The organism is Nocardia sp. NPDC051570 (assembly GCF_044454005.1).
Taxonomy (GTDB): domain Bacteria; phylum Actinomycetota; class Actinomycetes; order Mycobacteriales; family Mycobacteriaceae; genus Nocardia.
Map to the genome: position 1 here is coordinate 390,312 of NZ_JBITDI010000004.1, position 26,550 is coordinate 416,861.

Annotated in this window: 19 protein-coding genes; 11 read left to right on the forward strand and 8 right to left on the reverse strand. The window is 68.2% G+C overall.

Annotation, left to right across the window (positions count from 1 at the left end; all coding sequences use genetic code 11):
- Positions 1-142 precede the first annotated feature (142 nt).
- The 9 genes from ACIA76_RS11960 to ACIA76_RS12000 all read left to right on the forward strand — a co-directional run bounded on the left by ACIA76_RS11960 (position 143) and on the right by ACIA76_RS12000 (position 14,340).
- Positions 143-859 (forward strand): hypothetical protein, encoded by a 717-nt coding sequence (locus tag ACIA76_RS11960; protein WP_397151382.1) that lies wholly within the window; start codon positions 143-145, stop codon positions 857-859.
- Positions 856-1,785 carry an ATP-binding cassette domain-containing protein gene (locus tag ACIA76_RS11965; protein WP_397151384.1) on the forward strand — a complete coding sequence of 310 codons (930 nt, stop codon included), beginning with the start codon at positions 856-858 and terminating at the stop codon, positions 1,783-1,785. The genes ACIA76_RS11960 and ACIA76_RS11965 overlap by 4 nt, the downstream gene beginning before the upstream one ends.
- Entirely contained in the window at positions 1,782-2,564 is a 783-nt protein-coding gene (locus ACIA76_RS11970; RefSeq protein WP_397151386.1) for an ABC transporter permease, read from the forward strand. Before ACIA76_RS11965 ends, ACIA76_RS11970 begins: the two co-directional genes overlap by 4 nt.
- A gap of 99 nt (positions 2,565-2,663) precedes the next feature.
- Positions 2,664-6,326: an ABC transporter ATP-binding protein gene (locus ACIA76_RS11975; RefSeq protein WP_397151948.1), complete on the forward strand. Its 3,663-nt coding sequence runs from the start codon at positions 2,664-2,666 to the stop codon at positions 6,324-6,326.
- Between the two features lie 172 nt (positions 6,327-6,498).
- Positions 6,499-10,311: a multifunctional oxoglutarate decarboxylase/oxoglutarate dehydrogenase thiamine pyrophosphate-binding subunit/dihydrolipoyllysine-residue succinyltransferase subunit gene (locus tag ACIA76_RS11980; protein WP_397151388.1), complete on the forward strand. Its 3,813-nt coding sequence runs from the start codon at positions 6,499-6,501 to the stop codon at positions 10,309-10,311.
- Between the two features lie 4 nt (positions 10,312-10,315).
- Positions 10,316-11,032, forward strand: a complete 717-nt coding sequence (locus tag ACIA76_RS11985) for an AAA family ATPase (protein WP_397151390.1) — start codon at positions 10,316-10,318, stop codon at positions 11,030-11,032.
- A gap of 46 nt (positions 11,033-11,078) precedes the next feature.
- Entirely contained in the window at positions 11,079-11,960 is an 882-nt protein-coding gene (locus tag ACIA76_RS11990) for an esterase/lipase family protein (RefSeq protein WP_397151392.1), read from the forward strand.
- 144 nt (positions 11,961-12,104) lie between these two features.
- Positions 12,105-12,794: a PadR family transcriptional regulator gene (locus tag ACIA76_RS11995; RefSeq protein ID WP_397151394.1), complete on the forward strand. Its 690-nt coding sequence runs from the start codon at positions 12,105-12,107 to the stop codon at positions 12,792-12,794.
- A gap of 70 nt (positions 12,795-12,864) precedes the next feature.
- Entirely contained in the window at positions 12,865-14,340 is a 1,476-nt protein-coding gene (locus ACIA76_RS12000; RefSeq protein WP_397151396.1) for a DHA2 family efflux MFS transporter permease subunit, read from the forward strand.
- 76 nt (positions 14,341-14,416) lie between these two features.
- Here ACIA76_RS12000 and ACIA76_RS12005 read toward each other — a convergent pair whose 3' ends face one another.
- Positions 14,417-15,979 (reverse strand): molybdopterin-dependent oxidoreductase, encoded by a 1,563-nt coding sequence (locus ACIA76_RS12005; RefSeq protein WP_397151398.1) that lies wholly within the window; start codon positions 15,977-15,979, stop codon positions 14,417-14,419.
- Positions 15,980-16,285: 306 nt separating this feature from the next.
- Here ACIA76_RS12005 and ACIA76_RS12010 point away from each other — a divergent pair, with 306 nt between their 5' ends.
- The gene (locus ACIA76_RS12010) at positions 16,286-17,344 is read left to right on the forward strand and encodes a S1C family serine protease (RefSeq protein WP_397151950.1); all 1,059 of its coding nucleotides are present in this window, start codon (positions 16,286-16,288) and stop codon (positions 17,342-17,344) included.
- 58 nt (positions 17,345-17,402) lie between these two features.
- On the opposite strand, the gene ACIA76_RS12015 is transcribed toward ACIA76_RS12010, so the two are convergent.
- From ACIA76_RS12015 to ACIA76_RS12030, 4 genes are all read right to left on the reverse strand, one after another.
- Positions 17,403-19,193, reverse strand: coding sequence for an AMP-dependent synthetase/ligase (locus ACIA76_RS12015; protein ID WP_397151400.1), 1,791 nt, complete (start codon positions 19,191-19,193; stop codon positions 17,403-17,405).
- A gap of 126 nt (positions 19,194-19,319) precedes the next feature.
- Positions 19,320-20,222 (reverse strand): alpha/beta hydrolase fold domain-containing protein, encoded by a 903-nt coding sequence (locus ACIA76_RS12020; protein WP_397151952.1) that lies wholly within the window; start codon positions 20,220-20,222, stop codon positions 19,320-19,322.
- A gap of 8 nt (positions 20,223-20,230) precedes the next feature.
- The gene (locus ACIA76_RS12025) at positions 20,231-21,061 is read right to left on the reverse strand and encodes an SDR family NAD(P)-dependent oxidoreductase (RefSeq protein ID WP_397151402.1); all 831 of its coding nucleotides are present in this window, start codon (positions 21,059-21,061) and stop codon (positions 20,231-20,233) included.
- Positions 21,058-22,605, reverse strand: coding sequence for a flavin-containing monooxygenase (locus ACIA76_RS12030; RefSeq protein ID WP_397151404.1), 1,548 nt, complete (start codon positions 22,603-22,605; stop codon positions 21,058-21,060). The genes ACIA76_RS12025 and ACIA76_RS12030 overlap by 4 nt, the downstream gene beginning before the upstream one ends.
- 68 nt (positions 22,606-22,673) lie before the next feature.
- Here ACIA76_RS12030 and ACIA76_RS12035 point away from each other — a divergent pair, with 68 nt between their 5' ends.
- The gene (locus ACIA76_RS12035) at positions 22,674-23,303 is read left to right on the forward strand and encodes a TetR/AcrR family transcriptional regulator (RefSeq protein ID WP_397151406.1); all 630 of its coding nucleotides are present in this window, start codon (positions 22,674-22,676) and stop codon (positions 23,301-23,303) included.
- Positions 23,304-23,306: 3 nt separating this feature from the next.
- On the opposite strand, the gene ACIA76_RS12040 is transcribed toward ACIA76_RS12035, so the two are convergent.
- The 3 genes from ACIA76_RS12040 to ACIA76_RS12050 form a co-directional block, all read right to left on the reverse strand.
- Positions 23,307-24,845 carry an MFS transporter gene (locus tag ACIA76_RS12040; protein ID WP_397151409.1) on the reverse strand — a complete coding sequence of 513 codons (1,539 nt, stop codon included), beginning with the start codon at positions 24,843-24,845 and terminating at the stop codon, positions 23,307-23,309.
- Positions 24,846-24,851: 6 nt separating this feature from the next.
- Positions 24,852-25,316 carry a hypothetical protein gene (locus tag ACIA76_RS12045; RefSeq protein WP_397151411.1) on the reverse strand — a complete coding sequence of 155 codons (465 nt, stop codon included), beginning with the start codon at positions 25,314-25,316 and terminating at the stop codon, positions 24,852-24,854.
- A 129-nt stretch (positions 25,317-25,445) separates the two neighbouring features.
- Positions 25,446-26,408: a glycine betaine ABC transporter substrate-binding protein gene (locus tag ACIA76_RS12050; RefSeq protein WP_397151413.1), complete on the reverse strand. Its 963-nt coding sequence runs from the start codon at positions 26,406-26,408 to the stop codon at positions 25,446-25,448.
- Between the last annotated feature and the right edge of the window lie 142 nt (positions 26,409-26,550).

Consider the following 26,550-nt stretch of genomic DNA (forward strand, 5'->3'; position numbering starts at 1 on the left):
GTCGCGCAGTCGCGGGTCCGGCAGCCCCTTCGCGCCCGCCGACACACCACTCACGGCTCCACGGTAGGACGCCGCGACGGAACCGGCTCGGCGAATCCGTTCGTTAGAGTTTCACCTGAGGCGGACGAGGGAGGTGCTGGCGATGTTCAAGACCGGCCTGGAACAGGCTGTGGTGTCGCTGCTGGACAACGGTGCGCAGCTGCAGGCGCCGGCGGTCGCGAAGTACGTCGACCGGCTACGGCGCGCTCATCCCGAGGAATCCCCCGCGCAGCTCATCGAACGACTCGAGCGGCAGTATCTGACCACGGTCACCGGCAGCGGCACCGCGGTCGGCGCGACCGCCGCGATACCCGGGGTCGGCACCCTCACCTCGATCGCGGCCATGGGCGCCGAGACGGCGTTCTTCCTCGAGGCGTCGGCGGTGTTCACCCTCGCCGTGGCGGCCGTGCACGGCATCGCGCCGGAGGACAGCGAGCGCCGCCGGGCGCTGGTGCTCGCGGTGGTGCTCGGCGAGAGCGGGATGGAGATCGTCGAGAAGAGCGTCGGACATTCGGCGAAGAACTGGGGATCGCTACTGGCCACCCGCGTTCCGGGCATCCGCGGCATGAACGATTCACTGCTGAAGCGATTCATGGTGCAGTTCCTGGCCAAGCGCAGCGCGCTCATGGTCGGCAAGATCATTCCGGCCGGAATCGGCGCGGCCATCGGCGGTTTCGGCAATCGCGCGCTCGGCAGATCGGTGATCGCCAACGCGCAGGGCGCCTTCGGTGCGGCACCGCCGTCCTGGCGCGGTCCGCTGGTGATCGATGCGGATCCGCTTCCGGCACTGGACTCCTCGCCCGGAACCGGGCCGCAGTGAGCGCGCCGCGATCGCCGGCCGTCTCGGCCACCGGACTGGCCAAGCAGTTCGACGGTCTGGACGCGGTACGGGATGTGAGTTTCACGATTCCCGCCGGATCCACCGCCGCGCTGGTCGGCCCGGCCGATTCGGGGAAGACGACCGTGCTGTCCCTGCTGCTGGGGCTGTCGAGGCCGGATTCCGGCACCGTCGCGCTCGGCGGCCCCGAGTCCGGATCCGGTCGGGCGATCGGCGCGATGACGCAGGAGCGCGGCCTGTGCCCGGCTCGCACGGTGCGCGATGAGGTGCGCGTATTCGCCGCCGCCGCAGGCGTTTCCGATGATCGCGTGGATGGGCTGCTGGCGCTCACCCGGCTCGACACCGTCGCCGGGCTTCGGGTGCGCATGCTGGCGCCGGGCCTGCGGACCCGGGTCGCGCTGGCGATCGCGCTGCTGGGCGATCCCGCGCTGCTGATTCTCGACGATCCGTTCGCCGGACTCGAACCCGGCGAACGCGCCTGGCTGCTGGACTATCTGCGCGGACACGCCCGGCGCGGCGGCACCACCCTGTACACCTCGCAGAGCCTGGCCGCGGCGCTGCCAGCGGCCGATCAGTTGATCGTGCTCGGCGCGGGTTCGGTGGTGTACCAGGGCAGTCCGCGCCGGTTGCGGCGCAGCCATCCGGACCGGCTGATCGTCGGCGCGTCCAGTCCGATCGCGCTCGCGACCATGCTGGCGGCCCGCGGTTTCACCGATGCGGTGATGCGTCCGGACGGCCGGCTCGCCGTCGCGGAGGCCTCGCGCCTCGAGATCGAGGCCGCTGCCCGGGACGCCAGAGTCCAACTCACCGAACTGATTCCGGAGCCGGTCCATCCCGATCGCGTGCTCGCGACCCTGACGCGAACCGCGGCCCCCGTCATGCCGACACCGTACGGAGCGCCCCGATGATTCTCACCGTGCCCACCGAGGTGAGCCGGGCGGCGATGTCCGAGGCCCGCAAGCTCACCACGCTGCGCTGGCCGTGGCTGCTGATCGCCCTCTGCGCGATGGTCGGACTGCTGGCCGCGATCGTGACCGCGACCGTCGGCACCGGCCCGCAGGCGCGTGCGGACCTGGCGACCGGCACGGCGAGCCTCGGCCTCTACGTCGGGCTCGCCGTGGCGATCGGCGCCGCGCTGATCGGCGCCGCGATCGGCGCGGGCGGGGAGTATCGGGATGCGAGCATGCCGCTCACCGCACTGTTCACCGCCGACCGCGATCTGCTGTTCGGCGCGAAACTCGGTGTCGCCGCGGCCTATTCGCTGCTACTGGGCCTGGCCGCCGAATTCGGCGCGGGCCTGGGCCTGGTGGCGGCGGGCCGTCACAAGATCGAATTCGGACTGCAGTTGGCGGGTGTGCTGGGCGGCGGTCTGCTGGCCGCCGTGTGCTGGGGCCTGATCGGCGCGAGCCTGGGCCTGCTGCTGCGCTCACCGGTGCTGGCGATCGTCGCGCCGCTGGGCTGGCTGCTGATCATCGAACCGCTGATCTGGCTGGTCGCCCACGGCGCCGATATCGCCGGCGTCGCCGTCCTGTTCCCGGGTTCGGCCACCGTCTCGACGATCGCCGTCGGCTCCTTCCCGACCAACCGCCTGTTCGCCCCGAGCCCGGCCTCGGCGGTGGTCCTGATCATCTGGACCCTCGCCGCGGGCGCGGGGGCGTGGTGGTATCTGCGGCAGCGGGATATCTGATCTCCTGGTTCCCCATCGTCGACGGACCGAAGGCTGTCGGTGGGTGTGGGTACCGTCGATTGGGTGAGAGCGACGGGGGTGCGGGTGACCGGGGACGATATGCGGCCCCGCGGATGGATCAGGCGGCTGTGGGCCGCCTGCTGGGGGCATCCCTGGTTGGCGAGCGGGGTGATCGCGACCGTGGTGTTCGGTGCGGCGGCCGAGGTGGCGGTACCGGTGGCGGCCAAGCGGGCGCTCGATGTCGCCCGGGTGGGCGATGTGCGGGGAATCACCGTTGTCGCGTGGATATTGGTGGGGCTCGCGGTGATTCGGTTCGCGACCTCGTACGGGCGGCGGTGGATGGCGGGGCGACTGGCGCTGGATGTGCAGCACGAATTGCGGGTCGGACTGTTGACGGCGCTGCATCGGTACGACGGGCCCGGACAGGATCGGTTGCGGACCGGCCAGGTGGTGTCGCGGTCGATCAGCGATCTGCAGTTGGTGCAGGGACTGTTGGCGATAGTGCCGCTGTCCGCGGCGGCGGTGTTGATCTTCGCGATGGCCGCGGTGGTGATGGCGATCCTCTCGCCGCTGCTGGCGGCGGTCGCGCTGTCCACCATGCCGGTGCTGGGGTTCGTCGTCTACCGGGCGCGGCCGCTGTTCCACGCGGCGACGTGGTCGGCGCAGCAGCGGGCCGCGGATCTGGCGCAGCATGTGGAGGAGACCGTCACCGGCGTGCGGGTGGTGAAGGGCTTCGGGCAGGAGGCGCGCATGGTGTCACTGCTCGAAGGACACGGCCGCCGGTTGTACGCCGAGCGGATGCGCGCGGCGCGCATCGACTCCCGGTTCGCGCCGCTGGTCTCGGCCATTCCGCAGATCGGGCTCGTGGCGGTGATCGCGCTGGGCGGGACCCTGGCAATGCACGGCGCGATCGGGGTCGGCACGTTCCTCGCCTTCGCCGCCTATGTGACGATGCTGTCGTCGAGCACACGGATCGCGTCCACCGTGATCGTCATGGCGCAGTTGACCCGGGCCGCCGCCGAACGGGTGTACCAGGTGATCGACCAGGCGCCCGAGACCATCGATCGAGCCGATCCGCGACCGGTGCCCCAGGGCCCGCTCGGCATCGAAATGCGTGGCCTCACCTTCGGATTCGATCCGGAGCGTCCGGTGCTGCGCGATTTCGATCTGAGCGTGCGACCCGGCGAGACGGTCGCGATCATCGGCGCGGCCGGATCCGGCAAATCCACCCTCGCCCTGCTGCTGCCCCGCTTCTACTCACCGCAAGCCGGGCGAATCATCCTGTGCGGCAGCGATTCCGAGACCGATATCACCGATCTGCGCGCGGCCGATCTGCGTGCGGCCGTCGGTGTGGTGTTCGACGATCCGTTCCTGTTCTCCGACACCATCGCCGCCAATATCGCCCTCGGCCGTCCCGGCGCGACGGACGCGGAGATCCGTGCGGCCGCCGAACAGGCCGCGGCCGCCGAATTCATCGCCGAACTTCCCGACGGTTACGAGACCATGGTCGGCGAGCGCGGTCTCACCCTGTCCGGCGGTCAGCGCCAGCGCCTGGCCCTGGCCCGCGCCCTGCTCGCCGATCCCCGCGTGCTGATCCTCGACGACGCCACCTCCGCCGTCGACGCCCTCACCGAGGCCGCCATCTTCGAGGGCCTCCCCGCCCGTCCCGGCCGCACCACCCTCATCCTCGCCCACCGCGAATCCACCCTCGCCCATGCCGACCGGGTCATCCGCCTACCCGACCCCATCCCCACGGATTCGGGCGATCTGTGGGACGACTCGACCGAGGCCGAACGCCTTGCGAATTCCCATGGCGCACAGCGACTGCCACCGATTGCGAGCGTCGAGATACCACCCGAGGTCCGCGCCTCGCTCGCGCGACTGCCCGAGGCCCGCGAACGGCCGGGGCTCGACGTCGGGGAGCTCGAAGCGCCCGAGCCCGAATTCCGGTTCCGGCGGATGCTTCGACCGGTGCGATGGCTCCTGCTCGCCGTGGTGGCGCTGCTGGCCATCGATGGGGTTGTCGGGGTGGCCTTTCCGGCCCTGACCCGCTACGCGCTCGATCACGGCGTCGCCGTCGGCAACGGAAAGGTGTTGGCGGCGGCCGCGATCGGTGGCATGCTGCTCGTCCTGCTCAGCTGGGCCGATGAGACCGTGGGGACGCTGCTGTCCGCGCGGGGCGGCGAGCGGCTGCTGTACGGATTGCGGGTGCGCAGTTACGCCCAGCTGCAGCGGCTCGGTCTCGACTACTACGAGCGAGAGTTGTCCGGCCGCATCATGACCCGGATGACCACCGATATCGACGCGATGTCGACCTTCCTGCAGACCGGGCTCGGCACCGCGCTGATCAGCATCGTCACCGCGGCGGGTATCGCGGTGGCGCTGTTGGTCATCGATCTCGGGCTGGCCCTGGTGGTGTTCGCGACACTGCCGCCGCTCATCGCGGCGACGCTGATCTTCCGCAAGGTATCGGCCAGCGCCTATTCGGCCGCGCGCGAGCGCGTCGCCGTGGTCAACGCCGACTTCCAGGAGAACGTCGCCGGGCTGCGCGCCACCCAGGCCTATCGGCACGAGGCCGACGCGGCCCGGCGCTTCACCGGCTACTCCGGCGACTACCGGCGCAGCCGCAAGCGGGCCCAGCAGGCCATCGCGCTGTACTTCGCGGCCGTGATCGCGTGGGCCGATCTCGCACAGGCCGTGGTGGTGTACGTGGGCGCCCGTGATGTTGCTCACGGTTCCGTCACCGCGGGCACCCTCGTCGCCTTCGTGCTCTACCTCGGTCTGCTGTTCGGCCCGATCATGCAGCTGTCGCAGGTGTTCGACGGATATCAGCAGGCCCGGGTCGGGCTGCGACGCATCGAGGCGCTGCTGCGCACCCTGTCCTCGATCGCCGCCGATCCGCCCGACGCGCGGGCCGTGCCGGGGCGGCTGCGCGGCGAGATCACCTTCGACGCTGTCGATTTCCGCTATCCGGACGCGAAAACCACCGCATTACAAGGTATTTCGCTGTATATCCCCGCCGGGACCACGCTCGCCCTGGTGGGGCCGACGGGAGCGGGTAAGTCCACCATCGTGAAACTGCTGGCCCGCCTGTACGACCTGCCGCCCGCCGCGGGCGCGGGCACGATCGGCGTGGACGGCATCGACATCCGCGATTACCGCCTCGCCGACTATCGGGCCCGCCTCGGCACCGTCCCGCAGGAGGCCCATCTGTTCAGCGGCGATGTGGCGAGCAACATCTCGTTCGGGCGAACGTCGGCCACTCGGGCGCAGATCGAGGACGCCGCCGCGGCGGTCGGCGCGCTGGACATGATCGCCGCGTTCCCGCGCGGCATGCGGCATCCGGTCGGCGAGGGCGGCCGCGGCCTGTCGGCGGGTCAGCGCCAGCTGATCGCCCTGGCCCGAGCCGAACTCGTCGATCCGGATCTGCTGCTGCTCGACGAGGCCACCGCGGTCCTCGATCCGGCCAGCGAGGAGAAGGTGCTGGCGGCCAGTCGCTCGGTGACCCGCGGGCGCACCGCGGTGATCGTCGCGCACCGCCTGGCCACCGCCGCGCGGGCCGATCGCATCGCGGTCGTCGAACACGGCCGGATCGTCGAAATCGGCTCGCACACCGAACTGCTCGCGGCCGCGGGACCGTATTCGCGACTGTGGGCCGCGACACCCCAGGAGTGTGGGGAGCGACACCCGGAAGCGAGGGAATATTCTCAACCCCGGACGAGTCGACACAGTATGAGGCTAGATCTGTCCGGCGGTCCTTGACCGACCGCGGCGGGGCCCGAAGGGGAGTTCAGCAAACCTGGAGGGACCCGCGGTTACCGCCATGGGACACCGGAGTGGGGCATGGGCCTATCCTCAGAAAGGGCGCATCGGCGCGTATCGAGCCGATTACCCGTGCCGAGCACGTCACAAACGTCGCAGCGCGAAGAACGAAATGAGGCGAACACCTGCTGTGAGCAGCTCAACATCCCAGTTCGGACAGAACCAGTGGCTTGTCGACGAGATGTATCAGAAGTACAAGCAAGACCCGTCGTCGGTCGATGAGAGCTGGCACGAATTCCTGGCCGACTACACCCCGGAGACGCCGGGTGACACTGGTAACAGCAAGCCTGCCGCTCCGACCGCCGCCGCGACACCCGCTGTCAGCTCTGCGCCCGCCCCCGCGCCGACCAAGACCGTGCCGCCCACCCCCGCACCCGCGCCCGCTCCGGCGCCCGCGGTGGCGAAGGTGACCGCACCGGCCTCGGCCGCCGCCGCGCCGCCGCAGGCACGAACCGGTGAAACTCGTACAGTCCCGGTCCCGGCCGCCAACGCCGCGCCCATCACGAGCGCGCCGAAGGTCGCCGAGCAGGCCCACGACGAGAACAAGGTTCTGCGCGGTCCGGCCGCGGCGATCGTGAAGAACATGTCGGCCTCGCTGACCATCCCGACCGCCACCAGCGTCCGTGCCATCCCGGCCAAGCTGATGATCGACAACCGGCTGGTCATCAACAACCATCTGGCCCGCACCCGCGGTGGCAAGATCTCGTTCACCCACCTGCTGGGTTACGCGATCGTGCAGGGAGTCAAGGCCTTCCCGAACATGAATCGGCACTTCGCCGAGATCGACGGCAAGCCGAACGCGGTCACCCCCGTGCACACCAACCTCGGCCTGGCCATCGACCTACCGGGTAAGGACGGCAACCGCACGCTGGTCGTCGCCGCCATCAAGAACACCGAGAACATGACCTTCGCGCAGTTCCACAGCGCGTACGAGGACATCGTTCGCCGGGCCCGCGACGGCAAGCTCACCACCGACGACTTCACCGGCGTCACGATCTCGCTGACCAACCCGGGCACCATCGGCACCAATCACTCGGTGCCGCGCCTGATGCCGGGCCAGGGCGCGATCATCGGCGCGGGCGCGATGGAGTACCCGGCCGAGTTCCAGGGCATGAGCGACGCACAGCTGGCCGAGATCGGTATCGGCAAGCTGATGACGCTGACCTCCACCTACGACCACCGCATCATCCAGGGCGCGGAGTCGGGCGACTTCCTGCGCACCATCCATAACCTGCTGATCTCCGACGAGTTCTTCGACGAGATCTTCCACGGCATGGGCGTGCCCTACGAGCCGGTGCGCTGGCGCAAGGACATCAAGGAACGCAACGTCGACAAGAGCGTTCGCGTCCAGGAGCTCATCGCCGCCTACCGCAACCGCGGGCATCTGATGGCCGATACCGATCCGCTGCGGCTGGTCAAGGACAAGTTCCGCAGCCACCCGGATCTCGATGTCACCTCCCACGGCCTGACCCTGTGGGATCTGGACCGCGAATTCAACGTCGCGGGCTTCCACGGCCAGGAGCGCATGAAGCTGCGCGATGTGCTGTCGATCCTGCGCGACGCGTACTGCCGCCACGTGGGCGTGGAGTACACCCACATCCTGGAAACCGAACAGCTGCAGTGGATTCAGGATCGGGTCGAGCAGAAGCATGCGAAACCGACTGTCGCCCAGCAGAAGTACATCCTGTCCCGGCTGAACGCGGCCGAGGCGTTCGAGACGTTCCTGCAGACCAAATACGTCGGCCAGAAGCGCTTCTCGCTCGAGGGCGCCGAGACCACCATCCCGATGATGGACGCCGTCATCGACCAGTGCGCCGAGCACGCGCTCGACGAGGTCGTCATCGGCATGCCGCACCGCGGCCGCCTGAACGTGCTGGCCAATATCGTCGGCAAGCCGTACTCGCAGATCTTCACCGAGTTCGAGGGCAATATGAACCCGGCCGCCACGCACGGCTCGGGCGATGTGAAGTACCACCTCGGCGCGCACGGCACCTACATCCAGATGTTCGGCGACAACGACATCGAGGTCTCGCTGACGGCCAACCCGTCACACCTCGAGGCCGTCGACCCGGTGCTGGAGGGTCTGGTCCGCGCCAAGCAGGATCTGCTCACCAAGGAAGATCTCGTCACCAAGGGCGAAGAGGCGCGCACCTTCTCGGTCGTGCCGCTGATGCTGCACGGTGACGCGGCCTTCGCCGGCCAGGGTGTGGTCGCCGAGACGCTGAACCTCTCGGGTCTGCGCGGCTACCGCGTGGGCGGCACCGTGCACATCGTGGTGAACAACCAGATCGGCTTCACCACCGCCCCGGAGAACAGCCGCTCCACCGAATACTCCACCGATATCGCGAAGTTCATCGGCGCGCCGATCTTCCACGTGAACGGTGACGATCCGGAGGCCTGCGACTGGGTCTCGCGACTGGCCGTGGACTTCCGCCAGGAGTTCAACAAGGACGTCGTGATCGACCTGATCTGCTACCGGCGTCGCGGCCACAACGAGGGCGACGACCCGTCGATGACCCAGCCGTACATGTACGACGTCATCGACACCAAGCGCAGCGTCCGCAAGGCCTACACCGAGGCCCTGATCGGCCGCGGCGACATCTCCATGAAGGAGGCCGAGGACGCCTTGCGTGACTACCAGGGTCAGCTCGAGCGCGTCTTCAACGAGGTCCGCGAGCTGGAGAAGTACAAGCCCTCGCCGAGCCCGTCGGTCGAGATGGAACAGACGGTGGGCACGGTCGTCACGGCCGTGGACAAGACCGTGCTGCAGCGCATCGGTGACGCGTTCCTCAACGTGCCCGACGGCTTCAACGTGCACCCGCGCGTGAAGCCGGTGCTGGAGCGTCGCCGCGAGATGGCCTACGAGGGCAAGGTCGACTGGGCGTTCGCCGAGTTGCTCGCCTTCGGCACGCTGATCGACGAGGGCCGCGCGGTGCGCCTGACCGGTCAGGACTCGCGCCGCGGCACCTTCACCCAGCGGCATTCGGTGGTCATCGACCGCAAGACCGGCGCGGAGTACACCCCGCTGCACAACATCGGCTCGAAGAATCCGGGCTGGTTCGCGGTGCACGATTCGGCGCTGAGCGAATTCGCCGCGGTCGGTTTCGAATACGGTTACTCGCTGGGCAACCCGGACGCACTCGTGTTGTGGGAAGCGCAGTTCGGTGACTTCGTCAACGGCGCGCAGTCGATCATCGACGAGTTCATCTCCTCCGGTGAGGCCAAGTGGGGTCAGCTCTCGGAGGTCGTGCTGCTGCTGCCGCACGGTCACGAGGGTCAGGGTCCCGACCACACCTCGGGCCGGATCGAGCGCTTCCTGCAGCTGTGCGCGGAGGGTTCGATGACGGTATCCGTTCCGTCCACCCCGTCGAACTACTTCCACCTGCTGCGCCGGCATGTGCTCGACGGCATCCGCCGTCCGCTGATCGTCTTCACCCCGAAGTCGATGCTGCGCAACAAGGCCGTGGTCTCCAATGTCGAGGACTTCACCGACAACAAGTTCCGTTCGGTGCTCGAGGAGCCGACCTACGAGAGCGGCGACGGCGACCGCAGCAAGGTCAAGCGGGTCCTGCTGACCTCCGGCAAGCTCTACTACGAGCTGGCCGCGGAGAAGGTCAAGAAGAACCGCGACGATGTGGCGATCATCCGCATCGAGCAGCTCTACCCGATCCCCTCCTACCGCCTCAACGAGAAGTTGGCGACGTACCCGAACGCCACCGATCTCGCCTGGGTCCAGGAGGAGCCGGCCAACCAGGGCGCGTGGCCGTTCTTCGGCCTGAACCTCCCGGAGATCCTGCCGGAGCGGTTCAGCAAGCTGCGCCGCATCTCGCGCCGCGCCATGTCGGCCCCGTCCTCGGGTTCGAGCAAGGTGCACGCGGTCGAGCAGCAGGAGATCATCGAAGAGGCGTTCGCACCGACCGTCTGACGATGTGAACACCGCACTGCTACTGCGCCGGGTCGAATTCGCTCCCTCCGAGCGGTTCGACCCGGCGTCGTGGTATCTGGAGGTCCCCGCGATCGCCGAATTATGTTCGGACGGTCTGTCTTTCGAGCGGCCGGTGACGGTGGTGGTGGGCGAGAACGGAATCGGCAAATCCACCCTGATCGAGGCGATCGCCGACAGCTGGCTGGCGGGGATGCGCGGGGAGGATCCGCTGTGGTCGCCCGGCGGGACGTCCGGGGACAGCGATCTGGGCCACCACCTGCGCTGCGACGGCGCGTTCCCGCGGCCGACCGGCGGCGGTTTCCTGCGCGCGGAGGCGATGGGAGACCTGTTCGAGCGGGCCGACGCGCTGCGGGTGCGCGAGACCGATCAGGTGTGGAACGCCCTGTCCCACGGCCAATCGTTCCTGCGCTATATCGCCGATCGTCCCGTCGGGCAGGGACTGTGGCTGCTCGACGAGCCCGAGGCGGCGCTGTCGTTCCGATCCTGCCTCGCCCTGGTCGGCGTGCTCATGGACCTGGCCGCCGAGGGCTCGCAGGTCGTCATGGCCACCCACTCCCCCATCCTGGCCGCCTGTCCCGATGCGGAAATCCTGGAACTCACCGGCGAGGGCATCGAATATCGCGAGTGGGACCAGCTGGAGATGGTCCGCGAGTGGCGGACGTTTCTCGAGGCTCCCAGGACCTATCTGCGGCATTTGTGACGCATTTCATAACCGATCGCGGGCGCGGGCGTGCATAGTGCCCCTCATGCGCCAGATCCTGGTTCGAGTGTGTCTGAGCATCGCATTGCTGCTGGTATTCGGCGCGGCCTTCGCTACCGACGCCGTCGCCGATACCGGATCGGCCGATGTCGACGTCGTTCCGCCGCCGCCCGGCGCGAACGACTGGTCGTGCCGCCCGAGCGCCGACCATCCGCAGCCGGTGGTCCTGCTGCACGGCACCTTCGAGGACCGGCTGCAGAACTGGGCGGCCCTCTCGCCCACGCTCGCCGGGGCGGGCTATTGCGTCTTCGCGCCCGACTACGGCAAGAGCGCGGGTGGCCTGCTCTCCGGCGTCGGGCCGCTGGTCGCCTCGGCGCAGGAGATCTCCGATTTCATCGATCGGGTGCTGACGGCGACCGGGGCGCATCAGGTCGATATCGTCGGGCACTCCCAGGGCGGCATGCTGCCGCGCTACTACATGAAGGAATTGGGCGGCGCCGATAAGGTGCACGCGCTCATCGGACTGGCCCCCAACAATCGCGGAACAACCTGGGGCGTGATCGGTCTGCCGATCACCGCGGTCCCGGCGGCGACGTCCGTGGTGTGCCCGGCCTGCCTCGACGAGCTCCCCGACTCCGACTTCATCCGGCAGCTCAACAGCGGCCCGATGACGCTGCCGCAGGTGCGGTACACCGTGATCCGGTCCGATTACGACGAGTTCGCCACGCCGCACAGCACGTCGTTCCTCCCGCCCGGCCCGAATGTCACCAACATTCTGCTGCAGGAGGTGTGTCCGCGAGATCTCTCCGAGCACATGCTGATGAGCCTCGATCCGATCGTCATCAGGCTCACGCTCAACGCCCTCGATCCGGCGCATGCCGTGCCACCGACCTGCCCCGCCCTGCAGGTCGGTTCGGCCGGCGGATAGCCGCACCGACCCCGTTGTGACAGCAGTTACTCCCGCTTGTCCGGCGACTGTTCCACATCGTATATTCGGCGCGGAGTATTCGAGACGGAGGATGTCGCCGCCCGGGCCTACGGCCGGCGGTGACGACGAAGGGAGCCGACCACGATGAACAAGCAGCCGGGTGCGATGCTGACGCCACTGGCGATCTCCGTGCTCGCGCTGCTGGAAGAGCGGCCGATGCATCCCTACGAGATGTATCAGACGCTGCTGCAACGCCGAGAGGACTACCTGGTCAAGGTCCGGCCCGGCTCGCTGTATCACACCGTGACACGGCTGGCCGAACAGGACATGGTGCATGCCGAGGGCATCGACCGGGCCGGGAACCGCCCCGAACGCACCACGTATCGGATCACCGAATCCGGCACCACGGCGCTGCGCACCCGGGTGGCCGACATCATCCGCCGTCCCCTCAGCGAATTCCCGATGTTCCCGCTCGCCATGTCCGAGGCACATAATCTGCCCGCGGACGAGGTGATCGGACTGTTGAACGAGCGCATCGGCTGGCTCGACCAGAACCTGACCGAACTCGACGCCCTGCACACCTGGGCCACCGGTCGACAGGTGCCGCGCCGGTACTGGATGGTGCTGGAATACCTGCACGTTCAGGCCCAGGCCGAGGCGAACTGGCTCCGCCGCGTGGTCGCCGAACTCATCGACGGCTCCCTGGCCTGGGAGCAATTCGATGCCGACGGCAACCGAATCGACGCCGATACCAGCGATCTGGGCCCCGCGTGGGGCTCGGCGGTCACCGACGACGCACTCGCCGAAATCCGGCGCAGCGCGTCCAGCGAGTGAATCGCGCGCCCGACCACTATCAGACCTTCATCGATCCCCTCCGATCGATGTCCCCGACAGGACGAATCGCATGACACCCCCACGCAATCCATGGCTCGCGCTCTACGCGCTGGTCGTCGGATTCTTCATGATCCTGCTGGATATGACCATCGTCGCGGTGGCCAATCCGAAGATCCTCGCCGAACTGCATACCGATATCAACAAGGTCATCTGGGTGACCAGCGCCTATCTGCTGGCGTACGCGGTCCCGCTGCTGGTGACCGGCCGGCTCGGAGATCGCTACGGCCCCAAGAACATCTATCTCGCCGGCCTCACGGTATTCACGCTGGCCTCGCTGTGGTGCGGCATGTCCGGCTCGATCGAGATGCTGATCGCGGCCCGCGCGGTGCAGGGTCTGGGCGCGGCGCTGATGACGCCGCAGACCATGGCCGTCATCACCCGCACCTTCCCGCCGGACAAGCGCGGCGCGGCCATGGGCATGTGGGGCGGCGTGGCCGGCCTGGCGACGCTGGTCGGCCCGCTGCTGGGCGGCGTACTCGTCGACAAGCTGGGCTGGAACTGGATCTTCTACATCAACGTACCCATCGGCGTGGTCGCATTCGCGCTGGCCGTCTGGCTGGTCCCGGCGCTGGAGACGCGGGTACACAAGTTCGATCTGGTGGGCGTGGCACTCAGCGCGGTCGGAATGTTGTTGCTGGTCTTCGGGATTCAGGAGGGTAAGACCCGCGACTGGGACGGCGTGATCTGGGCGCTGATCATCGCCGGTCTGGTGGTGCTGGCACTGTTCCTGGTCAACCAGGCCCGCAATACCGGTGAGCCGTTGGTGCCGCTGCGGCTGTTCCGCGACCGCAACTTCGCGCTGGGCAGCCTGGCCATCGCGGCGATGGGCGCGGCGACGGCATCGCTGATGGTGCCCGGCTACTTCTATCTGCAGACCGTGCGGGACTTCTCGCCCACCCAGTCGGCGCTGGTATTCGCGCCGATGGCGATCCTGACCGGCATCGCGGCGCCGATCGCGGGCAAGATCTCGGATCGACTGCCGCCGCGGGTGCTCCCGACCATCGGCTTCGTGTTGTTCTCGATCTCGGTGTTCTGGTTCGTGGCGCTGATGAAGCCCGACAGCTCGATTCCGGTGTTCATGCTGGCGGCGGCCCTGGCCGGATTCGCCAACGCGGGCATCTGGGGTCCGTTGGCCTCCACGGCGACTCGCAATCTGCCGATCCATCAGGCCGGCGCGGGTGCGGGTGTGTACAACACGACCCGGCAGATCGGCTCGGTGCTCGGTAGCGCCGCGATCAGCGCGCTGCTCTCGGCACGCATGTCCGCACAGGGTCTCGGCGAGGCCCCCGCGGCCGAGGGCGCGGGGATGGGTCCTATCCCCGCACAGATTCTCGACAAGCTCAGCACCGCGCTGAGTCAGTCCATGCTGCTGCCCGCCGGGGTGCTGCTGATCGGCGTGGCCGCCTCGGCGCTGTTCATCGGCTCGCGCACGGCGAACCGGTCCGATGCCCCGGCCGACCGGGTGCCGGTGGACGTCGGGCACTGATATCCGAGAGCGACGGCCCGGTTCCCCAGCGTGGGAGCCGGGCCGTCGATCGTCTTCGGGCCCTTCGTCTTTCGTGCTATCCGACGCGCACGGTGACCGACGGATAACCCGTGGCACCGTCGGGGAGCACGTCGCGAACCTCCGCGGTCTGCGGCCGCCCCGTCTCGTCGATGGCGCGGGCGCGGACGGTGTGCAGGCCCGGCGCGGCATCCCAGTCGTAGGCCCACTGCCGCCAGGTGTCGAGCGAGGGTACCGCGGCGAGCCGCGCGGATTGCCAAGGGCCGCTGTCGATCTGGACCTCCACCCCGGTGATGCCGCGATGCTGGGCCCAGGCGACCCCGGCGACGGTCGCCCGCCCGGGCTTGACATTCCGCCCGCCGCCCGGGGTGTCGATCCGGGTGCCGGTCTTGATCGGCCCGTACGCCGACCAGCCCCGCTTGGTCCAATACGCCTGTGCCCGATCGAATCTGGTGATCTCGATCTCGGTGACCCACTTCGTCGCCGAAACGTATCCGTAGAGTCCGGGCACCACCAGCCGCGCGGGATATCCGTGCTCGACCGGCAGCGGCTGCCCGTTCATCCCGATCGCCAGCAGGGCGTCGCGGCCGTCGACCAGCGTGGCCAGCGGGCTGCCCGCGGTGAATCCATCGGTGCTGCGGGACAACACCATATCGGCATCCGGATGCGGCCCCGCCTCGGCGATCAGATCCGCCAGCCGATATCCCAGCCAGCGCGCGTTGCCGATCAGATCCCCGCCCACCGGATTGGATACGCACATCAGGGTCACCACCCGCTCCACGGCCGGTCGCGCGGCGAGATCGGCGTAGGACAACCGGATTTCGCGGTCGACCATGCCGTGGATCCGCAGCGACCAGGTGTCGGCGCTGACCTGGGGCACGAACAGCGCGGTGTCGATCCGATAGAAGTCGCCGTTATCGGTGAGGAACGGCGTGAGTCCGGGAATCCGAAGATCGGCCGCGGGATCGATCGGCGGCGCGGGTGAATTCGGGACCGGCAGCCGCAGCGCGGCCCGCTCGGGCGCGACATTCCGCGTCCGCGTCCCGAGCACCCGCCCGGCCAGGCCCGCCACCGCGGCGAGCACCCCGACTCCGACGACGCCCCGGATCACCTGCCGCCGGCCCACCGCGGATCGCGCATCGGAATCCGCTGCGCCCGAGGCATTCTCGATCGCCGGAACCGCATCGGACTCCCATATCTCCACCCGGTGAATCAGCCGCCGCAACGCCACGATCCCGAGCCCGGCCCCGATCACCGACGGCAGCACCCACGTCCACGAGGCGCCGGGCCGGGTCACCGCGGCCGCGGCGGCGAGAATCCCGAACACCACGAAGAGGGCCGACCCCAGCGGCCGTCCACCCCGCTCGACGACTCCGGCGATCCCGGCGACGATCACCGCCACCACACCCATGACCACGAACAGCAGCAGCTTGTCATCGGTCCCGACCGCGCCGATCACCCACTCCCGCACGGCAACCGGCGTCCGATCCACCACCGCGGAACCCACCGCGGCCAGCGGCGCGCTGCCGGGGGCGATCGTCGCGGCCACCAACTCGGCGACCCCGACGACCAGCCCCGCCGCGACAATCCCACCGGCCACCCGCGGCCCCGTTCCCGTCATAGCGCGAGCGTACTTCCGCTCACCCCGCGCAACCCCCTCTCGAATACCGCGCGCGCCGGACCGTCACAGATTCGTCAGAACAGCCCTGTGGCCTCCGGCACGTTGGCATTCGCACTGGAAGTACCCAGCGCGCTCTCAGGTAGTGAGGGCTTAATGGGATGGAACGATTGTCCAGCTAGCGAGGACGTGATGACCGTGTATCCGAATCAGAGTGGTTGGCCCGGGCAACCTTCGGGTCCTTACGGGGCGCCGCCGCCTCCGCCGCGCAGGCCCCGCCACGGCCTGAACTTCACCATGGTGGCCGTGATGGTACTGGCCCTGGCGGTCACGGTCGGGCTGGTGGCCTCGCGATTCACCCCGCACGGCCTGGCGCCGAACGGCCCGCTGGCGCAGTCGCCGGGTAGCGTGCAGCCGATCGAGAATCAGACCACCCCGGCCAACCTCACCGCCGCGGTCGATCAGGTGCTGCCGGGCATCGTGCTGGTCAACACCCAGCTCGGGCTGCAGAACGCCGCGGGCGCGGGCTCGGGCATCGTGCTCACCTCCGACGGCGACGTGCTGACCAACAACCACGTGGTCGAGGGCGCGACCAAGATCGCGGTCACCGATGTCGGTAACGGTAAGACCTATTCCGGCACCGTCCTCGGCTACGACCGGCAGGACGATCTGTCCGTCATCCACCTCAACGGCGCGTCCGGACTGCAGACCGCACCGCTGGGCGATTCGGCCAAGGCGCAGGTCGGCGACGCGATCGTGGGCCTCGGCAACGCCGGCGGCACCGGCAACCCGACGCCCGCGGCCGGACGGGTCACCGGACTGAACCGGTCCATCACCGCCAGCGACGAATCCGCGGGCGCCTCCGAACAATTGACCGGACTCATCCAGGTCGCCGCCAACATCCAGCCCGGCGATTCCGGTGGCCCGCTGATCAACGGCTCCGGCCAGGTGATCGGCGTCGACACCGCCGCCTCACAGGGTTTCCGTCTCGGCACCGGCGGCGGCCAGGGCTTCGCCATCCCGATCAATACGGCCCTGTCCATCGCCAAGCAGATCCAGGGCTCCTCCGCCTCCGATCGCGTGCACGTCGGCCCGACGGCCTTCCTCGGCGTCTCGGTCAGCGATAACAACGGTGGCGGCGGTGCGGTGGTCCGCAATGTCGTGCGCGGCGGGCCCGCCGATCAGATGGGTCTGGCGCCCGGCATGGTGGTCACCCAGATCGACGACCACGCCCTCGATTCGGCCACCGCACTGGTCAATACGATGGATCTCTATCATCCGGGCGATACGATCACCCTCACGGTGACCGATCAGACCGGCCAAACCCAAACGGTCCAGGCACAACTCGCGCAGGGCCCGGTCGGCTGATCCGGAATCGCAAGCGGCCCACCCTCATCGGAGGATGGGCCGCTTCACGTTGTCGAGCTCAGCCGTAGATGGCGTCCACGTCGGCGGCGTAGTTCTTCATCACGACCGCGCGCTTGAGCGAGAGCTTGGGGGTGAGCTCACCGCTCTCCTGGGTCCAGTCGACCGGCAGGATGCGGATCTTCTTGATCTGCTCGGCATGCGAGACCAGCTTGTTGGTCTGCGCGACGACCTCGTCGACCTCGGCCACCAGCTGCGGATTCTCGATCAGCTGCTCGATCGGGGTGTCCGCGGGCAGGTTGTGCTGTTCCTTCCACTTCGGCAGCGCCTCGGGATCGAGGGTGATCAGCGCACCGACGAAGGGCTGTCCGTCGCCGACCACCATGACCTGGCTGATCAGCGGATTGGCGCGCAGGGCGTCCTCGAGCATCGCCGGGGAGACGTTCTTACCGCCCGCGGTGACGATGATCTCCTTCTTGCGGCCGGTGATGGTGATGAAGCCCTCGTCATCGATGGTGCCCAGGTCGCCGGTCTTGAACCAGCCGTCCTCGAAGGCGTCCGCGGTGGCGGACTCGTTGTTCCAATAGCCGTCGAAGACGACCGGGCCGCGCAGCAGCAGCTCACCGTCGTCGGCCACCTTGCCCGCGTGGCCGGGCAGCAGCGGGCCGACCGTGCCGATCCGGATGCGGCTCGGCACGTTCACCGAGATCGCCGCGGTGGTCTCGGTGAGGCCGTAGCCCTCGTAGATGGTCACCCCCGCGCCGCGGAAGAAGTGCCCGAGCCGCGCGCCCAGCGGGCCGCCGCCGGAGACCGCCGCGGCGCATCGTCCGCCCATCGCCTCCCGCAGCTTGCTGTAGACAAGCTTGTCGAAGACGGCGTGCTTGAGCTTGAGTACCAGTCCGACCGAACCGTTCTGCATGCCCTGGCTGTAGGCGATGGCGGTATCGGCGGCGAGGGCGAAGATCTTGCCCTTACCGCCCTCCTCGGCCTTGGACGCGACGCCGGCGTAGACCTTCTCGAATACGCGCGGTACCGACAGGATGAAGTCCGGCTTGTACTCCCCGAACTGCTGGACCAGCGTGGACCAGTCCGCGGTATGTCCGACGGTGACGCCCGCGTCGAAGGCGGCCAGCGCCACGGCCCGGGCGAAGATGTGGGCCAGCGGCAGGAACAGCAGCGAGCGATGACCCGCCCGCAGGAATTCGCCCATCACGCTGCGATCGGCCGCCGATTCGGCGTACAGATTCGCGTGCGAGAGCATGACGCCCTTGGGGCGCCCGGTGGTGCCCGAGGTGTAGATCAGCGTCGCGGGCGAGGCCGCGGTCACCTGGCCGCGGCGATCGTGCACCGCGGCATCGTCGAGGTCGGCGCCGCGCCGCAGCAGCTCATCGACCGCGCCCGAATTCAGCTCCAGCGTCTCGCCCAGCCCCGACAGGCTGCCCTCGATCTCGGCGATGGTCGCGCGATGTTCGGCGTTCTCGACGACGAGCAGTTTGGTGGCGGAATCCTCGAGGATCCAGCGCGCCTGCTCGGCGGAGGAGCTGTCGTAGATCGAGACGGTGCATGCGCCGGCCGCCCAGATGGCGAAGTCCAGGACCACCCACTCGTAGCGGGTCGAGGCCATGATGGCGACGCGATCACCGAGTTCGATCCCGGAGGCGATCAGTCCCTTGGCCACCGCGGTGACGGTCTTCGCGAATTCGGCCGCCGTGACATCGGTCCAGCCGCCCTTCCCGTCCGGCCTGTTGAACACCACCAGTTCGGGCGTGCGCTCGGCATGCCGGAAGGCGCCATCGGACATGTTGGCGACCTCGGGAATGGTGTAAGAAGCCGGGACTTCGAACTCTCGCATCGGTGCGGTGCCCTTCCACGTGGATTACTCACCGGTAATGTACGCCAGCCCCGAAGGCGTTGCCCGCCCGACCGCCCGGTCGGCAAATCGAGCCGCCACGAGGCCGCGACAGACTCATCCTATGGATCAGATCGACGCAGTTCGAAGCGACTCTTCGAGGAACTCGGCCAACTCCCGCACCGCCGCTGCCGCCGCAGGTACCAGCCCGGCCTGCGCCTGAGCCACATGCCACAGGCCCCGGGTGACCGAGAACCGCGTCGGCACCTCGGCCGCGCGCAGCGCCGCGACCAGCCGTACGCATTGGCCATACAGCCGTTCCCCGGCATCCACCTGCACGTAAACCGGTGGTAATCCAGCCAACTCGCCCCGCAAAGGCGCATAGCCGGGATCGTCGCCGTCACCGTCGCCGAGATAGGCGGCCGCACATGCCCGCGCCCACGGCCTGCTGGTCACCAGATCGCGATAGGCGGAATCGAAGTCGTTCGGATCCGACCACGGCGCGATCAAACCCAGTGCGGCGGGCCGGATTCCGTGCCGGTCGCGCAGCCGCAGCGCCAGAGCCAGGGCCAGCCCGCCACCGGCCGAATCACCGGATATCGCAATATCTTCCGCGCGCAGCCCGGTGGATATCAGCGCGAGGACCGCGGCCTCGGCGTCGTCGAGGGCCGCGGGATACGGATGTTCCGGTGCGAGCCGGTAATCCAGCGGGAACACCGGCCGCCGCAGCTCGCGCGCCAGATGTGCCGCTAGTGAGCGATGGGAGGCCAGCGAGCCGGTCGCATAACCGCCGCCGTGCAGATAAAGCACTGCGCCGGGGCCAATTTCGGCACCGACGGTGATCCGCTCGGCCGGGCGGCCACCCAGGCTCATGGATTGCACCCGGGTACCGCGCGGCAGCGGCTGCAGCCGCGAGGCGGTGTCGAGGACGGCCCGCTGCGCTCGCCACGGCAGCCGATGGTGCATCGCGTACCGGAAAAACGGATGCACGACGATTCGGGCGACCGGCGCCGGCAATGAAATCCCGAGCATCATCGCGCTCAGGGCAGGAGGCCGCGCTGCACGATGCTGGCCACGCGCTGATACCACGACCCGGTGGCACGCACGCACAGATCGAGAAGCTTTGCCTCCCAGCCGATCAGCACCCGGCCGTGCCCCTTGCGCACGCCCTCGGTGATGGTCTGCGCGGCCATCTCCGGGGTGTGCAATGCCAGCTGCTTATCGAACATCGCGGCGAACTTCTGCCCGTCGATGCCCTCGGCGAAGGTGGAGTTGCGCGCGACCGCGGTCTTGATACCGCCCGGATGCACACAGGTCACCCGAACCGGATGCTTGCGCGCCAGCATCTCTTGGCGCAGCGATTCGGTGAAACCGCGCACCGCGAATTTGGCCGCGTTGTAGGCGCTCTGGCCGGGTACCGCGATGAGGCCGAACAGGCTGGACACGTTGACCACATGCCCGTCGCCGGATTCCATCAGATACGGCAGAAATGCCTTGGTGCCGTTGACGACTCCCCAGAAGTCGACATCCATGATGCGCTCGATGTCCTTGAACTGGGAGTGGATCACCTCGCCGTGGAAGGCGATTCCGGCGTTGTTGTAGATCTGGTGCACGACGCCGAAGTGCTTCTTGACCGCGTCGGCATAGAGCAGCACCGCCTCGCGCTCGACGACGTTGAGCCGATCGGATTTCACCGTCGCGCCGAGTGCCTCACAGCGCCGGACGGTTTCGGCCAGGCCGTCGGTATCGATATCGGACAGCGCGAGTTTGGCGCCGCGGCGGGCCAGATTCTCCGCCAGGGACCGGCCGATGCCCGAGCCGGCACCGGTGATCACGCAAACCTTGTCCGTGAAGTAAGCATCATCGCTCACTGTGCTGCCACCACTTTCACATCGGACCGAACCTCGGCCCCGTTGATTCTCGTTGTCGTGTCGTACGCCGCCACATCGAACTTCTCGAGCAGCTGACGGAAGCGGAAGGTGAAATCCGGCCACAGCGTCGTATTGTTTCCGTGCTTGTCCAGATACCAGCTGGCGCAGCCGCCGGTATTCCACACACTACCGACCAGCTTGCCCTGCAGCTCGCGATTGAACTTGTCCTGCACATCCTTTCGCACCTCGACCGTGCGCAGGCCCAGCCGGTCCATGGTGGCGATCGCGTCGGTGATGTAGGTGATCTGCGATTCGATCATGTACACCATCGAGGTGTGGCCCAGGCCGACGTTCGGGCCGAGCAGGAAGAACATGTTGGGGTAGTTGGCGACCGCCGAACCCTTGTAGCCCTGCTGGCCGGCCGCCTCGAACACCTCGGCCAGCGTGCGCCCGTCGCGCCCCGAAATCGCCTCGTAGGCCGGGGAATCGGTGACATGGAAGCCGGTGGCCACGACGATGGCGTCGATCTCGCGCTCGGATCCGTCGGTGGTGACGATGGAATTCTCGCGGATCTCGCGGATGCCATCGGTGACGACATCCACGTTGTCGCGGCCCAGCGCCGGGTAGTACTCGTTGGAGATCAGCATGCGCTTGCAGCCGATGCGGAAGTTCGGGGTGACCTTGCGGCGCAACTCGCTGTCGCGCACCTCGTAGGCCAGCTTGGCGCGGGCGATCGTCTCCAGGGCGAGCATCGCGGGCGGGAACTTGGCCAGGCCGACGACCTGGGTCTCGCGCGCGGCGTAGATGGCGGCCCGCGAAAGACGCTGGACGCCCGGCACATACTTGAACGCCAGCCGCTCCGGCAGCGTGTACGGCCGGTCGATGCGGGGCAGCAACCAGGGCGCGGTGCGCTGATAGACGTCCAGATGCGCCACCTTCGGCGCGATCGAGGGCACGATCTGAATGGCCGAGGCGCCGGTGCCGATGACCGCGACCCGCTTACCGCTCAGATCGGACTGGTGATCCCAGCGCGCCGAGTGGAAGATCTCGCCCTCGAAGGTGTTGATGCCCTTGATATCCGGCAGATTCGGCTCGCACAGTGCGCCGATGGCCGAGACCAGGATATCGGCGGTGAACGCGCCGCGGCTGGTCCGCACCTCCCACCGGGAGTCGCGCTCGTTCCAGCGGGCGCCGGACATCTCGCAGTCGAACAGATGCTTATCGCGCACGCCGTAGCGATCGGCCACGCCCTGGATGTAGCGCTGGATCTCCGGCTGTTTGGAGAACGAGCGCGACCAGGCCGGATTGAGTGCGAAGGAATAGGAGTACAGCTGGGACGGCACATCGCAGGCCGCGCCCGGATAGGTGTTGTCGCGCCAGGTGCCGCCGACGTCGCTACCGCGCTCGATCACCAGAAAGTCGTCGCGACCCTGCTGGCTGAGCCGGATCGCCATTCCCAGACCCGAGAAACCGCTGCCGACGATAAGAATGTGCACGTGCCGGGCGGCGCGGTCGACATCTTTGTCTGTAACCTTGCGACTCATGTAATCGAGCGTAGGGGCTTATTGAGCAGCAGTCAACAGTATTGACTCGTGTTCAGTAAGATTGCCGCATGGCCGCCACAACCTCCGGAGAGAACGGGAAACGGGTGCGTCTGAGCCCGGACGAACGCCGCCAGCAGCTCATCGCGCTCGGCACCGAGATGCTGCGCGATCGCGCCATCGAGGACATCTCCGTGGGCGAGATCGCCGCGAAGGCCGGGATCTCCCGGGGCCTGCTGTTCCACTACTTCTCCTCCAAGCAGGACTTCCAGCTGGCCATCCTGCACCGCGCCAATCTCGAACTGCTGACCCGCACCGCGCCCGATCCCACGCTGAGCCTGTTCGACATGCTGCGTGACGCGGTCCAGCGCTACGTCGACTACGTCAGCGCCCATCGCACGCCCTATACGACGCTGCTGCGCGGGCCGGGCAGCGCCAGCCCCGAATTCGCCGCCCTGGCCGAGGAGTCGCGCAATACGATCGTCGACCGGATCCTGGCCGTGGCGCCGATCCCGGGCGACGATCCGGATCATCCCCGGCTGCGGCTGGCCGTGCGCGGCTGGATCGCCTTCGTCGAGGAGACGACGCTGAGTTGGCTACGGCACGAGACGATCTCGCGCGAACAGCTGATCGATATGCTCGTGCAATCGTTGCCGGCGCTGGCACTGAGTCCGGCGCTGGCCGCCGCGCTGCGGCAGTGATCGTCAGGTCTCGTATTCGTAGCCGGATCGATCGCCGGTGCGCGCCAGTGTGAGCGCGGTGATCACCGCCGCCACCAGGATCATGATGCCCGAAACCAGCAGTGCCACCTCGAGTCCGCGATGGAAGGCGGCGTAGGTGGCGCCGATGACCCGCGCGACGATGGGCCCGTAGGCGGCCGAGGCGGCGGGATCGCCACCGGTGGGCACGTTTCCGGTCTCGATGGCGTCGATCACGATGGCCTGGAAGTTGGCCGGGATGCCCAGGGCGTTCAGCCGATCCACGAGATCGGCGTTGAGGTACGAATTGACCAGCGCGCCCAGCGCGGCCACCCCGACCACGGCCCCGACCTGACGCATGGTGTTGGTGGCCGCGGCCGCCATCCCCGAATGCTCCGCCGGGACACCGGCCAGCACCGCCGAGGTGAGCGGCACCACGGCGATGCCGAAGCCCAGTCCCGCGACCGTCAGAGCCAGCGCCAGCGGCGCGAAATGCACTGTGATACCCAGGAATTCGCGGGTCAGCAGAATTCCGGCCGCACCGAGCAGACAGCCGGTGATCATCGGCGTGCGCGAACCCCGCAGGGCCACCCAGGATCCCGACAGCACCGCGCCCGCGATGATCGCGACGGCCATCGGCGCGAAGACCGCCGCGGTGCGCCAGCCCGAATAGCCGATCACCTCCTGCAGATACAGCGCGGTGAAGAAGAAGATCGAGAAGATGCCGAAGTACACGGCGAACGCGACGATCAGTGCGGCGCGTACGGTCGGCCGCCGCAGATATCGGAAGTCGAACATGGGATTTCGCGCCCGCGATTCGACCACCAGGAATCCGGCGAAGGCCAGGCCGCCGACGACGAACAGCGTGATCACCGACGCCGCACCGTAACCGGCCTGCTCCCCCGAGATCCCGGCATAGATCACGCAGGCGAGAAATGTCGCACCGAACGCGAATCCGGCCCAGTCGATCGGCCCGGGCTGCGGATCGGCGCTCTCGGGCACCCAGCGCAGCGCGGCGGCGAGCACCACGGCCCCGACGATCAGGTTGAACCAGAACACCGATCGCCATCCGAAGGCCCCGACCAGCAGCCCACCGATCACCGGCCCCAGCGCCAGGGCCAGGCCGGAGACGGCCGCCCACGCACCCAGCGCCCGGGCCCGCGCGCCGCGATCGGGATAGATGTGCCGAAGCACCGACAGGGTGCCCGGTTCCGACGCGGCCGCGCCCAGACCCATCACCCCGCGCCCGGCGATGAGCACCGGCACCGCGGTCGCGACCGCCGAAAGCACCGATCCCGCACAGAAGATCACCAGCCCGGCCACCATCACCCGCTTGCGCCCCCAGCGGTCGCCCAGCGATCCGGCGGTCAGCATCAAGCTGGCGAATACCAGCGTGTAGGCGTTGACGACCCATTGCAGCGACACCACACCCGCGTGGATATCGGATTGGATCGCGCCGAGGGTGACGCTCACGATCGTGGTGTCCAGGAAGGTCACGAACAGCACCGCCGTGACGGTGACGAGCGCGATACCGCGGCGTGCCATGCGAATTCAGCGGCCGGGCGTGGGTGTGGCCGCCGCGCACGCCGGGGGCGGATTGCCCTCGAGGGTGAGCAGGGCGCAGAAGGTGACGGCGGTGACCTTCCAGCCGCCGTCGGCGTGGACCGCCGAGCCCTGCTGATTCGCCAGGGCCGGTTGGCCGTTGAACAGGATCGTGAAGGTGACGTCGGCGTGATCGGTGGCGGTGCTGGCGACGTTCGACACGGTCGCCGTGGTGGCCTTGGCCATCGGCGAATTCGCTTGCGCCCGGATGGCTTCGGCGAAGGCCTGGCCGTTCTCCAGGAGTGCGATCTTATCGTCGGCGGAGGTGGAGCCGTCGAAGAAGCGCTGGTAGGTATCGGTCACCGCCTGGGTGACGGTGAGTTCGCCGGTAGTGGGCGACGGAGTGGAAGCAGTGTGCGAACCACCGCAGGCGCTCAGCAGCGCGCAGGCGACAAACATTGCGGCAGTGCTCATTCGAGCACGGTTGAGTTTCTTCATGACCTCACCCATGCAGCGACCTTCATGCCCCTGGCGCGCTTTTCGCCGGAACGATCGTCACGCTACTCGCAACCACGGACCGGTGGAGGCGTACCGATCACGAGGTCACAACGAGTGTGCGTCGAGCCAGGCGCGAGCGAGTTCGGCGGCGGAGGCATGCTCATCGCGCACGCGGCGAATCAGATCGACAAGGTCGGCGGTGATGAGTTCCCCCGCCACGTAGTTGAGCTTCTTGATCTGCGGATCGCTCAGCGCGCCCTGGCGGAACAGCGGGACGATGTTCTGCGCCCGGAAGGCGTAGTCCGGATCGGCGAGCAGCGTCAGCCCGTCGGCGCCACCAGGCAGCAGCGCTGCGGGCGCGGTGAACACACCGGCCTGAACTTTCCCGTCCCGCAAGGCATTTCGCAATTCGATATCACTGCCGTAGACCGTATGCCCGACGATGTCGCAGTGATACACCGCGCGCAGCGGATCGAGCACATCGCGCTGCGGATCCGGCGAGCGCCGCAGCGGATCGAGTGCGCTGCCCGTGGCGATGCCGAGGTTCAGCTCGCCGCACCGCGGCGCCAGATCCGCCAGCGAGGCGAGCTTGCGCTGCGCGCCCGGCTCCTCCCGCAGGGCGAAGCTCGGCCGCAGATCGGTGCCGTCGTCGATATCGGAGATCGCCAATCCCTGGGGCAGCGCGGCGCTCAGCGCCTGGGCCACGCCGGGCCCGGGAGCGGCGGCGGTGCCGGGGGCGGGCTTATCCGGTGTCCGTGCGGGCGAGCCCGAATCGAGCGCGGTCAGCAGATCCCCGCTGTCGTCGCCGACCAGCGTCACCGTATCGGCGTCCAGCGCGGCCAGATAGTCGCCGCGCTGCCGGAGACCCTTGCGCACAATCGTCCGCGCACCGGTATGCGCGAGCGCTCCCGCGTAGATCTCGGCAATCAACTCCGATTGAGCCGAATCCCCCGCACCGACCGTGATCATGCGCCCGGAATCGCCGTCCGAACAGGAAACGGCCAGCGTAGCGGCCATCGCGGCGATCACCACGCGGGCCCAGGTCCGCACCGACGCGGCCGATTTCATCCGGCGACACCCACTCCCGATAGATAGTAAGAACGACACCCGGCTGACAGTATGGACAGCCAGAAGGTGGCCGCCCGGACACGAATCGTAATCCGATCGCACGGACGGCCACCTCGCAGCGCCGGGACCTCGGAAGGACAGT

Coding starts and splice junctions, on each gene's coding strand:
- ACIA76_RS12045 (WP_397151411.1), bottom strand. CDS start 25,316: ATGAGCACTGCCGCAATGTTTGTCGCCTGCGCGCTGCTGAGCGCCTGC.
- ACIA76_RS12030 (WP_397151404.1), bottom strand. CDS start 22,605: ATGAGTCGCAAGGTTACAGACAAAGATGTCGACCGCGCCGCCCGGCAC.
- ACIA76_RS12000 (WP_397151396.1), top strand. CDS start 12,865: ATGACACCCCCACGCAATCCATGGCTCGCGCTCTACGCGCTGGTCGTC.
- ACIA76_RS11970 (WP_397151386.1), top strand. CDS start 1,782: ATGATTCTCACCGTGCCCACCGAGGTGAGCCGGGCGGCGATGTCCGAG.
- ACIA76_RS12040 (WP_397151409.1), bottom strand. CDS start 24,845: ATGGCACGCCGCGGTATCGCGCTCGTCACCGTCACGGCGGTGCTGTTC.
- ACIA76_RS11975 (WP_397151948.1), top strand. CDS start 2,664: ATGCGGCCCCGCGGATGGATCAGGCGGCTGTGGGCCGCCTGCTGGGGG.
- ACIA76_RS12050 (WP_397151413.1), bottom strand. CDS start 26,408: ATGAAATCGGCCGCGTCGGTGCGGACCTGGGCCCGCGTGGTGATCGCC.
- ACIA76_RS12035 (WP_397151406.1), top strand. CDS start 22,674: ATGGCCGCCACAACCTCCGGAGAGAACGGGAAACGGGTGCGTCTGAGC.
- ACIA76_RS11995 (WP_397151394.1), top strand. CDS start 12,105: ATGAACAAGCAGCCGGGTGCGATGCTGACGCCACTGGCGATCTCCGTG.
- ACIA76_RS11990 (WP_397151392.1), top strand. CDS start 11,079: ATGCGCCAGATCCTGGTTCGAGTGTGTCTGAGCATCGCATTGCTGCTG.
- ACIA76_RS12005 (WP_397151398.1), bottom strand. CDS start 15,979: ATGACGGGAACGGGGCCGCGGGTGGCCGGTGGGATTGTCGCGGCGGGG.
- ACIA76_RS11960 (WP_397151382.1), top strand. CDS start 143: ATGTTCAAGACCGGCCTGGAACAGGCTGTGGTGTCGCTGCTGGACAAC.
- ACIA76_RS12015 (WP_397151400.1), bottom strand. CDS start 19,193: ATGCGAGAGTTCGAAGTCCCGGCTTCTTACACCATTCCCGAGGTCGCC.
- ACIA76_RS12020 (WP_397151952.1), bottom strand. CDS start 20,222: ATGCTCGGGATTTCATTGCCGGCGCCGGTCGCCCGAATCGTCGTGCAT.
- ACIA76_RS12010 (WP_397151950.1), top strand. CDS start 16,286: ATGGTACTGGCCCTGGCGGTCACGGTCGGGCTGGTGGCCTCGCGATTC.
- ACIA76_RS11980 (WP_397151388.1), top strand. CDS start 6,499: ATGAGGCGAACACCTGCTGTGAGCAGCTCAACATCCCAGTTCGGACAG.